This window comes from Paenibacillus sp. BR2-3, assembly GCF_046529485.1.
In the GTDB taxonomy this organism is placed as follows: Bacteria; Bacillota; Bacilli; order Paenibacillales; family Paenibacillaceae; genus Paenibacillus_AQ.
Genome location: NZ_CP126311.1, coordinates 4,406,034 through 4,418,620, shown reverse-complemented (window position 1 = coordinate 4,418,620; position 12,587 = coordinate 4,406,034). Strand labels below are relative to the sequence as shown.

The 12,587-nt window shown below is 47.5% G+C and carries 8 protein-coding genes, 14 tRNA genes and 4 rRNA genes; 23 read left to right on the top strand and 3 right to left on the bottom strand.

Annotated features, from left to right (window positions below; all coding sequences use genetic code 11):
• The first annotated feature begins 121 nt into the window (after positions 1-121).
• Positions 122-709: a KinB-signaling pathway activation protein gene (locus tag PaeBR_RS21315; protein WP_410515266.1), complete on the top strand. Its 588-nt coding sequence runs from the start codon at positions 122-124 to the stop codon at positions 707-709.
• Between the two features lie 134 nt (positions 710-843).
• Positions 844-1,665: a PPK2 family polyphosphate kinase gene (locus PaeBR_RS21310; protein WP_410512460.1), complete on the top strand. Its 822-nt coding sequence runs from the start codon at positions 844-846 to the stop codon at positions 1,663-1,665.
• 17 nt (positions 1,666-1,682) lie between these two features.
• Here the strand turns inward: PaeBR_RS21310 and pdaB are convergent, their stop codons facing one another.
• On the bottom strand, positions 1,683-2,486 hold the full coding sequence (pdaB, locus tag PaeBR_RS21305) for a polysaccharide deacetylase family sporulation protein PdaB (protein WP_410512459.1): 804 nt from the start codon (positions 2,484-2,486) through the stop codon (positions 1,683-1,685).
• A gap of 109 nt (positions 2,487-2,595) precedes the next feature.
• On the opposite strand from pdaB, the gene PaeBR_RS21300 reads away from it, so the two are divergent.
• The 20 genes from PaeBR_RS21300 to PaeBR_RS21205 all read left to right on the top strand — a co-directional run bounded on the left by PaeBR_RS21300 (position 2,596) and on the right by PaeBR_RS21205 (position 10,666).
• Positions 2,596-3,207, top strand: a complete 612-nt coding sequence (locus tag PaeBR_RS21300; protein ID WP_410512458.1) for a stage II sporulation protein M — start codon at positions 2,596-2,598, stop codon at positions 3,205-3,207.
• Between the two features lie 151 nt (positions 3,208-3,358).
• Positions 3,359-3,589 (top strand): hypothetical protein, encoded by a 231-nt coding sequence (locus PaeBR_RS21295; protein WP_025336637.1) that lies wholly within the window; start codon positions 3,359-3,361, stop codon positions 3,587-3,589.
• 417 nt (positions 3,590-4,006) lie between these two features.
• Positions 4,007-5,564, top strand: a 16S ribosomal RNA gene (locus PaeBR_RS21290).
• Positions 5,565-5,689: 125 nt separating this feature from the next.
• A 5S ribosomal RNA gene (gene rrf / locus PaeBR_RS21285) occupies positions 5,690-5,806 on the top strand.
• A gap of 43 nt (positions 5,807-5,849) precedes the next feature.
• Positions 5,850-5,926: transfer RNA gene (locus PaeBR_RS21280), tRNA-Ile, on the top strand.
• A gap of 23 nt (positions 5,927-5,949) precedes the next feature.
• Positions 5,950-6,025: transfer RNA gene (locus PaeBR_RS21275), tRNA-Ala, on the top strand.
• 275 nt (positions 6,026-6,300) lie between these two features.
• Positions 6,301-9,230: ribosomal RNA gene (locus tag PaeBR_RS21270) — 23S ribosomal RNA — on the top strand.
• A 137-nt stretch (positions 9,231-9,367) separates the two neighbouring features.
• Positions 9,368-9,484: ribosomal RNA gene (rrf, locus tag PaeBR_RS21265) — 5S ribosomal RNA — on the top strand.
• The 16S, 23S and 5S rRNA genes sit together here with 14 tRNA genes alongside, the layout of an rRNA operon.
• Positions 9,485-9,490: 6 nt before the next feature.
• Positions 9,491-9,566 (top strand) — tRNA-Asn (locus PaeBR_RS21260).
• Position 9,567: 1 nt separating this feature from the next.
• Positions 9,568-9,643: transfer RNA gene (locus tag PaeBR_RS21255), tRNA-Thr, on the top strand.
• A gap of 12 nt (positions 9,644-9,655) precedes the next feature.
• Positions 9,656-9,730 (top strand) — tRNA-Glu (locus tag PaeBR_RS21250).
• Between the two features lie 41 nt (positions 9,731-9,771).
• Positions 9,772-9,847: transfer RNA gene (locus PaeBR_RS21245), tRNA-Val, on the top strand.
• A 53-nt stretch (positions 9,848-9,900) separates the two neighbouring features.
• A tRNA-Gln gene (locus PaeBR_RS21240) sits at positions 9,901-9,975 on the top strand.
• Between the two features lie 69 nt (positions 9,976-10,044).
• Positions 10,045-10,117, top strand: a tRNA-Lys gene (locus tag PaeBR_RS21235).
• A gap of 16 nt (positions 10,118-10,133) precedes the next feature.
• A tRNA-Leu gene (locus PaeBR_RS21230) sits at positions 10,134-10,218 on the top strand.
• A gap of 8 nt (positions 10,219-10,226) precedes the next feature.
• Positions 10,227-10,301 (top strand) — tRNA-Gly (locus tag PaeBR_RS21225).
• A gap of 11 nt (positions 10,302-10,312) precedes the next feature.
• A tRNA-Arg gene (locus PaeBR_RS21220) sits at positions 10,313-10,389 on the top strand.
• A gap of 27 nt (positions 10,390-10,416) precedes the next feature.
• Positions 10,417-10,490 (top strand) — tRNA-Pro (locus PaeBR_RS21215).
• Between the two features lie 12 nt (positions 10,491-10,502).
• Positions 10,503-10,576, top strand: a tRNA-Gly gene (locus tag PaeBR_RS21210).
• Positions 10,577-10,592: 16 nt separating this feature from the next.
• Positions 10,593-10,666, top strand: a tRNA-Pro gene (locus PaeBR_RS21205).
• A 74-nt stretch (positions 10,667-10,740) separates the two neighbouring features.
• Here PaeBR_RS21205 and PaeBR_RS21200 read toward each other — a convergent pair.
• A complete protein-coding gene (locus PaeBR_RS21200) occupies positions 10,741-11,142 on the bottom strand; it encodes an ImmA/IrrE family metallo-endopeptidase (protein WP_410515265.1) in 402 nt (133 codons plus the stop codon).
• A 39-nt stretch (positions 11,143-11,181) separates the two neighbouring features.
• Positions 11,182-11,625: a helix-turn-helix domain-containing protein gene (locus PaeBR_RS21195; RefSeq protein WP_410512457.1), complete on the bottom strand. Its 444-nt coding sequence runs from the start codon at positions 11,623-11,625 to the stop codon at positions 11,182-11,184.
• A 433-nt stretch (positions 11,626-12,058) separates the two neighbouring features.
• Between PaeBR_RS21195 and PaeBR_RS21190 the strand changes: the two genes are divergently transcribed.
• Positions 12,059-12,331 (top strand): hypothetical protein, encoded by a 273-nt coding sequence (locus PaeBR_RS21190; RefSeq protein ID WP_410512456.1) that lies wholly within the window; start codon positions 12,059-12,061, stop codon positions 12,329-12,331.
• Positions 12,332-12,587 lie beyond the last annotated feature (256 nt).

Below are 12,587 nucleotides of genomic sequence, written 5' to 3'. Positions count from 1 at the left end.
GTTGACCTCCTTTGTAGGCTTCCTGTATGTAGTATGCCGCGGATAGAAACATTTATGTTTTGCCCGAATGGTTTTTTGCCGGTAACCTTGGTAAAATAAATCTCACATGGGGGTGAACTGTCTGAGTATAAGAAAATGGTTTTATTTGTTCTGGACTACGCTCCTGATCGGAGCGGGGGGAGCCGTTTTGGCTGGTCTCGCACTCCAAGTCGCCAATGGCCGTATAGAATTCAAGAGCGTGGCAGATTTTTTCATTTATCCGCTTATTTTATTCGGCTATGGACTGCTTGTCAGTGTCTATTCCCAGCTTGGTTTTTTTGCTTACCTGATTTTGAATTATATGGGGATCGGTGTGTTTCCGAAAAAAGTTTGGCAGTACATACAACTGGTGCTGGCTGTGCTCTCTCTGCTTGAGCTGATTTTCCTCCGCACATTTGTGGGAGGGGATAGAAATACCTTATCCGATTTGACTTTGGCAGTTGCTATCTTACTGACGGCAATGATTGTTTCTTATTTCAAAGTTCGTAATACAAATGCCTCTGCATGGATACCAACCTTTTTCTTTATGACGGCAGTTACGATTGTCGAAATAATCGGCGTGCTGCGTATCGGGATTGACAGTGCAACCCTCTTTATTGTTGTTCCGCTTATCGCTTGTAATGCATTCCAGATTTTGATGCTGCACCGGATTCTTAAGCTATTGACATAGGAAAGCGGATTCACGAAACAACCCCGTTCCTAGATTCAGGAGACGGGGTTGTTGTTCTTTGGAGGCCAGGCGGTTAAAAGTCATGAGACAGGGTTAATCTTAAAGAACAGCGCAAAATTTTGGGAGGGGAATATATGAACATTCAGCGCTATATGATAAAAGACACAGATGAAACCGTTCTGAAGAAGCTGGATGCTGACGAAACAGGATCTTTTAGAACAAGGGAAGAGGCCGAAGAGGAAATGCAGCAGCTTAAAGTTCGCCTGGCTGAGCTGCAGGACATCCTGTTCGCTCAAAAGGAGCATGCTGTACTGGTCATTCTACAGGGCATGGATTCCAGCGGCAAGGATGGAACGGTGAAGCATATTTTCTCCGGCATTAACCCACAGGGTTTTATGGTAACAAGCTTCAAAAAACCTTCACTAGAAGAGACTGCCCATGATTTCCTGTGGAGAGTTCATCAGAAAACACCGCCTAAGGGTTATATCTCGGCCTTTAACCGTTCCCATTATGAAGAAGTCCTGGTTCCTCGCGTACACGGAAGCCTCAACGATGAGGACACGAAGAGACGCTTTCGTCAGATTCGTCAGTTTGAAGAGATGCTGGCAGACGAAGGTACGACCATCATCAAGCTTTTTTTGCATATATCCAAAGAAAAGCAGCTGGAAAAAATTGAGGAGCGTCTGCACGATCCCAAGAAACACTGGAAGTTTGATATCAATGATCTGCAGGAAAGGCAATACTGGGATGAATACCAAAAGGCATATGAAGATATATTTCAATCCAGCAGTGCTGATAAGGCGCCATGGTACTGGATTCCGTCTAATCACAGGTGGTACCGCAACTATCTGGCACTGTCCATCGTCGTAAAGACATTGGAAAAGCTTGATCTAAGTTATCCGAAGCTGAATACGCCGACACCAAACATCTCGGAGCTCATATCACCACGCCATTAATACATTGGACAAAGTTTTTATAATCCCGCAGCATCCTCCAGACTGTTATTTAACCATGCAGAGTCACGGACCTCTTTTCCTTCTGCACTGCTTTGGCTAATCAACTCGGAGACGGTTACGAATTCATATCCCTGTTTTCTGAGTTCATCAATGATAAGTGGAAGAGCTTCGTGAGTTTGTTTGCAGGAATCACTGGCATGCAGCAGCACAATATCTCCCGGGTGGGCTTTGGAAATAACGCGGTTTACGATATTTTGAACCCCAATGTTCTTCCAGTCCAGCGAATCGGTATCCCACTGAATAACCTTGTACCCCAGATCGGATGCGATCTGCAGCACTCTTTTGTCAAAATCGCCGTTAGGTAAACGAATCAAGTTCGGTTCCTTGCCGGTTAAATCAGTTAAAACACTATGAGCGGTTGTAATCTGGCTGCGAATTTCCTCATTGCTGAGCGTGCTGTAATTGACATGCTTGTGGCCGTGACTTCCAATCTCATATCCGGAGGCTTTAATGCTTGTGACAATCTCAGGATGAGTCTTGCTCCAGGGGGAGGACAGGAAGAAGGTGGCTTTATCCACTTTTTTATCTTCCAGTACTTTTAGTATCGGTTCAGCACGTTTGTCCCCCCAGCTAATATCAAACGTCAGAGCAATCAGCTTCTTCTCCGTCGGCACACTGTAGATCGCAGAAGGGGCGGCTTCCGAAAAGACAGTTATGTTACCCCTCTCGACATAGATAACTCCGGCGGCAAGAAGCGCAGCGGCGCAAATAAAAAGGAACCGTTTTATCTTCTTGCCGCTAAATACATAAAAAGAATTCATAAGTTACAGCGCTCCTCTCCCATACGAAATGCTTGTTTGTTCTAAATGTATGCTCGTACTGCCCGGTTATGACTTTGTACAATTCAGATCTAAAATTCAGGAGGTATATATGTTTTCGTTCATTACTTTTATCAAGGATTTAAAGACTATTCGAAAAGCATTGCTGTTAGCGTGTATATTGTTTGTTGCAGGTGTGATCATCGGCTGGATAGGGACTGCAAGTCTTGAAAAGCTGCTGCTTCAACAACTGGAGGGACTCAGTGAAATCAGTGATACTTTACAGGATTCCTCGAATCCTATGTGGAGCTTCTTTGTATTTATTTTTTTGAACAACAGCATTAAAGGTGTGCTTATCATATTTCTTGGCGCCATGTTCGGAATTCTGCCTGCCTTATTTCTACTGATCAACGGAGCGGTAATCGGTTATCTGGTCCACATATCGGCAATTAACGGGCAGGATTTGTTCGATTTAATTGTTAAAGGATTGCTTCCGCACGGGATTATCGAAATTCCGGCAATCATCATTGCCTGTGCTTTCGGATTGCATTTTGGAGGTAGAGTAGCCTTGAGTCTATTCAGACCTTCAACAAGACGAGAAGAGAGGGGAGCAGACTGGTCTATATTTATGCGCCAAACCTTAACAGCTTCAATTTGGATTGTAATCCTGCTCTTTATAGCGGCAATTATTGAAAGTACAATAACATTCTCGCTCTTAACATAAAATTTATGGGAAATGAGCATAACAGTAAGGTCGTATTTAAAAAGGAATGCATAGGTAAAAAATTATAATTATGGTTATACTTTCAACACTCCGGTTAATCTAGTGTATGTAGTAGTCGTTGCGGCTTAAATTCAAGAAGGAGGCCAGGCATATGTTGGGGATGTTATTCAATGAGAAAGAGTGTAAAGAACTGGACTATGTTTTGCGAAAAGAACTTGATGAAATGCTGCTTGACTTGAGCGATCAACGCTTGGATCAAAATATTAGGCATGCTATTGCCAACAGGTATAAGACAGTATTTCGGATGTATGCACGTTTCGCTCCACAGAAGGAGCTATCAAAATATGCGTGGGGCGGGCGTTCTTCGCAGTTTAAGCATTAAGCCGGATCACAACAATTAGCAGGTCCTTATAACAGCTGAAATTAATTGATAAAAATAAGTTGACTAAAAGGGAGCGCCTGTGATAAATTATATCTCGCGCTCCTTTTGCTTTGCTTATAAGGAGTTAGCAGGCAAAAGTATTTGAAAGAAACTTTTTTCAAAAAAACACTTGCCAAACAATGATATGCTATGATATATTATAAAGGTCGCCGCTGAGACGCGGTGAAGAGTTAAAAAGAGAACTTGATCTTTGAAAACTGAACAACGAGTGAGTGGGGTTTTACGAAAGTAAAATCCAAAAAAATGAGAATGTAAATTCTCGTCAGATGTTTCAAAATGAGCAATCGCTCTTTTCAATATCTTTTCGGATGTTTATTTTCTCGGAGTGATTCGGGGAGTAGGCGCTCGAAAAAAACTAAATTGGAGAGTTTGATCCTGGCTCAGGACGAACGCTGGCGGCATGCCTAATACATGCAAGTCGAGCGGAGTTTTATTGGAAGCTTGCTTTCAATAGGATTTAGCGGCGGACGGGTGAGTAACACGTAGGCAACCTGCCCCTTAGCCTGGGATAACTACCGGAAACGGTAGCTAATACCGGATAATTTCTTTGTTCTCCTGAAGAGAGAATGAAAGACGGAGCAATCTGTCACTGAGGGATGGGCCTGCGGCGCATTAGCTAGTTGGTGAGGTAACGGCTCACCAAGGCGACGATGCGTAGCCGACCTGAGAGGGTGAACGGCCACACTGGGACTGAGACACGGCCCAGACTCCTACGGGAGGCAGCAGTAGGGAATCTTCCGCAATGGGCGAAAGCCTGACGGAGCAATGCCGCGTGAGTGATGAAGGTTTTCGGATCGTAAAGCTCTGTTGCCAGGGAAGAACGTCTCATAGAGTAACTGCTATGAGAGTGACGGTACCTGAGAAGAAAGCCCCGGCTAACTACGTGCCAGCAGCCGCGGTAATACGTAGGGGGCAAGCGTTGTCCGGAATTATTGGGCGTAAAGCGCGCGCAGGCGGCTACTTAAGTCTGGTGTTTAAACCTTGGGCTCAACCTGAGGTCGCACTGGAAACTGGGTGGCTTGAGTACAGAAGAGGAAAGTGGAATTCCACGTGTAGCGGTGAAATGCGTAGATATGTGGAGGAACACCAGTGGCGAAGGCGACTTTCTGGGCTGTAACTGACGCTGAGGCGCGAAAGCGTGGGGAGCAAACAGGATTAGATACCCTGGTAGTCCACGCCGTAAACGATGAGTGCTAGGTGTTAGGGGTTTCGATACCCTTGGTGCCGAAGTTAACACAGTAAGCACTCCGCCTGGGGAGTACGGTCGCAAGACTGAAACTCAAAGGAATTGACGGGGACCCGCACAAGCAGTGGAGTATGTGGTTTAATTCGAAGCAACGCGAAGAACCTTACCAGGTCTTGACATCTGGGTGAAAACACTAGAGATAGTGTCCCTCTTCGGAGCACCCAAGACAGGTGGTGCATGGTTGTCGTCAGCTCGTGTCGTGAGATGTTGGGTTAAGTCCCGCAACGAGCGCAACCCTTAACTTTAGTTGCCAGCAGGTTGAGCTGGGCACTCTAGAGTGACTGCCGGTGACAAACCGGAGGAAGGTGGGGATGACGTCAAATCATCATGCCCCTTATGACCTGGGCTACACACGTACTACAATGGCCGGTACAACGGGAAGCGAAACCGCGAGGTGGAGCCAATCCCAGCAAAGCCGGTCTCAGTTCGGATTGCAGGCTGCAACTCGCCTGCATGAAGTCGGAATTGCTAGTAATCGCGGATCAGCATGCCGCGGTGAATACGTTCCCGGGTCTTGTACACACCGCCCGTCACACCACGAGAGTTTACAACACCCGAAGTCGGTGGGGTAACCCGCAAGGGAGCCAGCCGCCGAAGGTGGGGTAGATGATTGGGGTGAAGTCGTAACAAGGTAGCCGTATCGGAAGGTGCGGCTGGATCACCTCCTTTCTATGGAGAATCGTCTTCTGCAATGAAGACATTCAAATCTGGAAGCGCAGGCTTCTATAAGAACCTTTAGGTTCGAACACTCACTCGTTGCTCAGTTTTGAGAGAGCAAGTCTCTTTCGTATGCGTTTGGTGGCGATAGCGGAGGGGTTCCACACGTACCCATCCCGAACACGACCGTTAAGACCTCCAGCGCCGATGGTACTTGGACCGAAGGGTCCTGGGAGAGTAGGACGTTGCCAAGCGCACCCTTATGGGTTACTTCATAAAGATGCATTGATTGAATAAGGGCCTTTAGCTCAGCTGGTTAGAGCGCACCCCTGATAAGGGTGAGGTCGGTGGTTCGAGTCCACTAAGGCCCACCATTCATAATTTTATATCCTATTATGGGGCCATAGCTCAGCTGGGAGAGCGCCTGCCTTGCAAGCAGGAGGTCAGCGGTTCGATCCCGCTTGGCTCCACCAAAACTTCATTATTATATCTTCCAAAACTTGCTTGTAGTCAAGCGGTTAAAGATTTGATATGATATTTTTCCGGGGTTAAAGCCGGAAAACACAAACTTGATCCTTGAAAACTGGATACCGAAACGAATTTGCGTTTTAGAACATCTTTTAGCACACTTGTGCAAACAAGTGAATGTTATTAGTTGATACGATTGTTTCTTAATGGAGTGTCGAAGATTGACTTTCTTCTTCGGAAGAGAATCAATGTCCGATATTTTTCCTGCGGAAAAAATCGAGGTTAAGCTAATAAGAGCACACGGAGGATGCCTAGGCGCCAGGAGCCGACGAAGGACGTGGCGAACAACGAAACTGCCTCGGGGAGCTGTAAGCAAGCTTTGATCCGGGGGTGTCCGAATGGGGAAACCCAGCTGTGGTAATTCGCAGTTACTTCTCTCTGAACACATAGGAGAGATAGAGGCAGACCAGGGGAACTGAAACATCTAAGTACCCTGAGGAAGAGAAAACAATAGTGATTCCGTCAGTAGCGGCGAGCGAACGCGGAACAGCCTAAACTTGGGCGATTTATCGCCTGGGGGTTGTGGGACGTCTCACATGGAGTTACAAAGGAATCTGGTAGGTGAAGAGGTCTGGAAAGGCCCGCGATAGAGGTAAAAGCCCTGTAACCTAAACCATGTTCTCTCCGAGACGGATCCCGAGTAGTGCGGGGCACGTGAAACCCCGTATGAATCCAGCAGGACCATCTGCTAAGGCTAAATACTACCTGGCGACCGATAGTGAAACAGTACCGTGAGGGAAAGGTGAAAAGCACCCCGGAAGGGGAGTGAAATAGAACCTGAAACCGTGTGCTTACAAAAAGTCAGAGTCCGATCTATGGATGATGGCGTGCCTTTTGTAGAATGAACCGGCGAGTTACGTTTAACATGCAAGGTTAAGGTGAGAAGCCGGAGCCGCAGCGAAAGCGAGTCTGAATAGGGCGATATAGTATGTGGACGTAGACCCGAAACCGTGTGATCTACCCCTGTCCAGGGTGAAGGTGCGGTAACACGCACTGGAGGCCCGAACCCACGCATGTTGAAAAATGCGGGGATGAGGTGGGGGTAGCGGAGAAATTCCAATCGAACTCGGAGATAGCTGGTTCTCCCCGAAATAGCTTTAGGGCTAGCCTCGGCACAAGAGTAATGGAGGTAGAGCACTGATTGGTTGCGGGGCCCGCAAGGGTTACCAAGATCAGTCAAACTCCGAATGCCATCTACTTATTGCCGGGAGTCAGACAGTGAGTGCTAAGATCCATTGTCAAAAGGGAAACAGCCCAGACCATCAGCTAAGGTCCCCAAGTGTGTGTTAAGTGGGAAAGGATGTGGAGTTGCACAGACAACCAGGATGTTGGCTTAGAAGCAGCCACCATTGAAAGAGTGCGTAATAGCTCACTGGTCGAGTGACTCTGCGCCGAAAATGTAACGGGGCTAAACACACCACCGAAGCTATGGCTAGATACGTATGTATCTGGGGTAGGGGAGCGTTGTATGTGGGTTGAAGGTGTACCGTAAGGAGCGCTGGACAGCATACAAGTGAGAATGCCGGTATGAGTAACGAAAAGATCAGTGAGAATCTGATCCGCCGAAAGCCCAAGGTTTCCTGAGGAAGGCTCGTCCGCTCAGGGTAAGTCGGGACCTAAGGCGAGGCCGAAAGGCGTAGTCGAAGGACAACAGTTTGAAATTACTGTACCACCGTAATCCGCTATGAGCGATGGGGTGACGCAGGAGGGTAGTGACGCGGACTGATGGATGTCCGTCTAAGCAGTGAGGCTGATGTGCAGGCAAATCCGCACATCATTAAGGCTGGGCTGTGATGGGGAGCGAAAATTACAGTAGCGAAGGTCATGATCTCACACTGCCAAGAAAAGCCTCTAGCCAGGAGAAGGTGCCCGTACCGCAAACCGACACAGGTAGGCGAGAAGAGAATTCTAAGGCGCGCGGAAGAACTCTCGTTAAGGAACTCGGCAAAATGACCCCGTAACTTCGGGAGAAGGGGTGCCCCGGTAGTGTGAATAGCACGAGGGGGCCGCAGTGAAAAGGCCCAAGCGACTGTTTAGCAAAAACACAGGTCTGTGCGAAGCCGCAAGGCGAAGTATACGGGCTGACGCCTGCCCGGTGCTGGAAGGTTAAGGGGAGCGGTTAGGAGCAATCCGAAGCTGTGAACCGAAGCCCCAGTAAACGGCGGCCGTAACTATAACGGTCCTAAGGTAGCGAAATTCCTTGTCAGGTAAATTCTGACCCGCACGAATGGCGTAACGACTTGGGCGCTGTCTCAACGAGAGATCCGGTGAAATTTTAATACCTGTGAAGATGCAGGTTACCCGCGACAAGACGGAAAGACCCCATGGAGCTTTACTGCAGCTTGATATTGAATTTGGGTACGATCTGTACAGGATAGGTGGGAGCCAGGGAAGCAGGAGCGCAAGCTTCTGCAGAGGCGACGTTGGGATACCACCCTGATCGTATCTAGGTTCTAACCTGGTACCCTAATCGGGTACGGGGACCGTGTCAGGCGGGCAGTTTGACTGGGGCGGTCGCCTCCTAAAGAGTAACGGAGGCGTTCCAAGGTTCCCTCAGAATGGTTGGAAATCATTCGAAGAGTGCAAAGGCATAAGGGAGCTTGACTGCGAGACCAACAAGTCGAGCAGGGACGAAAGTCGGACTTAGTGATCCGGTGGTACCGCATGGAAGGGCCATCGCTCAACGGATAAAAGCTACCCTGGGGATAACAGGCTTATCTCCCCCAAGAGTCCACATCGACGGGGAGGTTTGGCACCTCGATGTCGGCTCATCGCATCCTGGGGCTGAAGTAGGTCCCAAGGGTTGGGCTGTTCGCCCATTAAAGCGGTACGCGAGCTGGGTTCAGAACGTCGTGAGACAGTTCGGTCCCTATCTGTCGTGGGCGCAGGAAATTTGAGAGGAGCTGTCCTTAGTACGAGAGGACCGGGATGGACGTACCGCTGGTGCATCAGTTGTTCCGCCAGGAGCATGGCTGAGTAGCTACGTACGGACGGGATAAGCGCTGAAAGCATCTAAGCGTGAAGCCCCCCTCAAGATGAGATTTCCCAAGTCAGTAAGACCCCTTGAAGACGACGAGGTAGATAGGTTGGAGGTGGAAGTGCAGCAATGCATGGAGCTGACCAATACTAATCGGTCGAGGGCTTATCCAATATTTAATTCGCAGATTCGTTTCGGATTCAGTTTTCAGGGAGTCAAATTCCTGAAGTAGCTATAAGCTGCATGTCTTTTCTAGTGTTGGTTATTTTCCTGGAGAAATTCGGGGAGTGATACGACCGGAAAAAACCTGTTTGGTGGCGATAGCGGAGGGGTTCCACGCGTACCCATCCCGAACACGACCGTTAAGACCTCCAGCGCCGATGGTACTTGGACCGAAGGGTCCTGGGAGAGTAGGACGTTGCCAAGCGGATATTCCCTGATAGCTCAGTTGGTAGAGCACTCGACTGTTAATCGAGTTGTCACAGGTTCGAGTCCTGTTCGGGGAGCCATGCTCTCATAGCTCAGTAGGTAGAGTGCATCCATGGTAAGGATGAGGTCACCGGTTCGAATCCGGTTGAGAGCTCCACAGATTTACAGCGGCCCGTTGGTCAAGGGGTTAAGACACCTCCCTTTCACGGAGGTAACATGGGTTCGAATCCCATACGGGTCACCATATTTTACTTATCATCACCCCTTGAGGGTCACCATACATATGGAGGCTTAGCTCAGCTGGGAGAGCATCTGCCTTACAAGCAGAGGGTCGGGGGTTCGATCCCCTCAGCCTCCACCATAATCGTTCACATGTTTTAAGATGATTGTGGGGAATATAAAGGTATCCATCAATGGGGATTAGCCAAGTGGTAAGGCAACGGACTTTGACTCCGTCATTCATAGGTTCGAATCCTATATCCCCAGCCACTTCACCCCAAATAGTGAAGTTAAGTTGCGAAGGTATTTCGGAGTACTTTTCGGGGGCCCCTTATATGAGAGCCATTAGCTCAGTTGGTAGAGCACCTGACTTTTAATCAGGGTGTCGAAGGTTCGAGTCCTTCATGGCTCACTTTATTTTGTATCATGCGCGTATGGCGGAATTGGCAGACGCACCAGACTTAGGATCTGGCGTTTCACGACGTGGGGGTTCAAGTCCCTCTACGCGCACCATTTTATTTGCGGACGTGGCTCAGCGGTAGAGCATCGCCTTGCCAAGGCGAGGGTCGCGGGTTCGATTCCCGTCGTCCGCTCCATAAGTTTATTAGCGCCCTTAGCTCAGCTGGATAGAGCGTTTGACTACGAATCAAAAGGTCGGGAGTTCGAATCTCTCAGGGCGCGCCATTTATATTTTCAACAACTTTATACTGTCGGGACGTAGCTCAGCTTGGTAGAGCACCTGGTTTGGGACCAGGGGGTCGCATGTTCAAATCGTGTCGTCCCGATTTTAAATCTTTGCGGGTGTAGTTCAATGGTAGAACTTTAGCCTTCCAAGCTAATAGCGTGGGTTCGATTCCCATCACCCGCTCCATAATTTTATAATGTTTCGGGACGTAGCTCAGCTTGGTAGAGCACCTGGTTTGGGACCAGGGGGTCGCATGTTCAAATCGTGTCGTCCCGATATTACAACTTATTGTTGTCATCTAACTCTTACTTCGGTAAGAGTTTTTTGTTATATGTTCAAAGAAACAAAATTTATAAAGTGATTTCCGGTGGTATGCCAATTCGGGAATAATAAATCTCTAAAGATTCACCCGGTTCAGGGTACGAATTGGCCAAGAGCAGTTTCACAGCAAATGAATTTGCTTGGCGCTCCAATTTGCCGGGACAAAAGTAAGAGCTCTCCTCAAGGAAAAAACGATTGATGCCCTTATGCAGACGATCATGCCCCAATTCATGTGCACAGACAAAACGCTGCCACTCTAAAGGAAGCTCATTATGAATGACGATAAATCTTCTTCTTAATTTCCGGTAATACAATCCCTTAGTACCCTCACCCAGATTCATAAAACGGATGTGAATGCCGAGTGCTCTGGAAAGCTCGAAAGGGCAGTTGGTTTTATATTTTTTTATCAGATTACAGATCAATTCATCCATCGTTTTCACCTGCAGCATCTTTATTGTATTGGTAGAACCCTATTTACCTGGCTTGGGATCGTTCTTGGACTTATTTCTTTTGTTCATATGTTTGGCTTCCCAAAATAGCCCTGTCAGCACGTCCTTGATCCGTTGTTTATCCTCCTTATTGAGTGGAATACCGTCAAACATTAATTCTCCGTCATCCTCCAGCATTTTGCGAAAATCCCGTTTATCCTTCCCCGTAGCCCACTCAGGAATAACCGGCTCAGAAACGGGCACAGTCTCCTGTAAGTATCCAGCTTGATCCATAAGCACTTCATATGGAACATCCGTAGCCTCAGCAATCTTACGTAGGGTTGCAGGCTTCGGAATTCCCCTCAGTCCGTTCTCGATCCGCGAAATTTGTGATCCGCTTATACCGGCTGCTGCGGCCAACTGGTTGATCGTCAGTCCCTTTTCCTCGCGAAGCTTTTTCAGGTATATCCCAAATGATTCGTCCATCTCTCAACACTCCTTATCCACTGTCTACCTTTTGTTAATAATATAAGCCATTATTGCCAAGAGGTAAACAAAAAAGAGAAATATAATGCCAAAAGGCAAGATAATTCGGGCATTATAGCTAATAACCGCCTAAAACAGATCAATATGAGGTTTTACGGTATACGGAAAAAAGTGGTATATTGCTATAAAAGGGGAACGGAATACGAACAAGAAGAATTTTAACATATCATGCCGTATTTAGCTGCAAAAATAATATCATAATATTTCAAGCATAAGGAGTGATATACCTATGAATATCAGTGTTACCTGAGTTGGATCGCCGCCGAGGGAAATCGCCACCACAGAGGCATGAATGTCCCGACTATTATTTCGGTATTGGATAAGTCGGCATTTTATCGAAGTGAAAGATGTTTAAGAGAAGGGAGCTGGGGACATGGACACGGAACGTATAGCCGATATTGAAAGATTGCTGCCACTTGCGGAAAAGTATGGACTTGCAGTACTGCTTGTGTTTATCTTGCTATTTGTCGTAATCATTCAGTGGAGGGCGGTGATGAAGGGTGAATTGGTGCCGCGAGAGATGCTGGATCGTGCAGAGGAGGATCGGGATCGGCTACAGGCAATTCTCGACAAAGAGCGCTCTGAGTTCATGCAGCCGTCACTGGACGTACTAAAGAAACTGAAGACCGATGATCCTACGCAGTAGCTCACCAGCTAATCATTCGATCTAAACATATGAGAATCGCCAAATAATGCATAATGATGGTGTGAAATATGTATGAACGCTGCATTTACATGGCTATTTTTGTGTGGATGCTGCGCCTTCAACCTCTGGATAGCGGCCTATTGCCAGCTCTTTGGGCTGGCTTTTACGTTATTCCCCGGTATCATAAACCTTACATAAACGTCTAACTTATAAGCCATTATAATCTTAGGTCTATATAAATAATAACAACTGCATA

What these genes read in the sequence shown, in the direction of transcription:
- PaeBR_RS21300 (WP_410512458.1), top strand. Translation starts at nt 2,596, where the DNA reads ATGTTTTCGTTCATTACTTTTATCAAGGATTTAAAGACTATTCGAAAA.
- PaeBR_RS21200 (WP_410515265.1), bottom strand. Translation starts at nt 11,142, where the DNA reads ATGGATGAATTGATCTGTAATCTGATAAAAAAATATAAAACCAACTGC.
- PaeBR_RS21190 (WP_410512456.1), top strand. Translation starts at nt 12,059, where the DNA reads ATGGACACGGAACGTATAGCCGATATTGAAAGATTGCTGCCACTTGCG.
- PaeBR_RS21310 (WP_410512460.1), top strand. Translation starts at nt 844, where the DNA reads ATGAACATTCAGCGCTATATGATAAAAGACACAGATGAAACCGTTCTG.
- pdaB (WP_410512459.1), bottom strand. Translation starts at nt 2,486, where the DNA reads ATGAATTCTTTTTATGTATTTAGCGGCAAGAAGATAAAACGGTTCCTT.
- PaeBR_RS21295 (WP_025336637.1), top strand. Translation starts at nt 3,359, where the DNA reads ATGTTGGGGATGTTATTCAATGAGAAAGAGTGTAAAGAACTGGACTAT.
- PaeBR_RS21195 (WP_410512457.1), bottom strand. Translation starts at nt 11,625, where the DNA reads ATGGACGAATCATTTGGGATATACCTGAAAAAGCTTCGCGAGGAAAAG.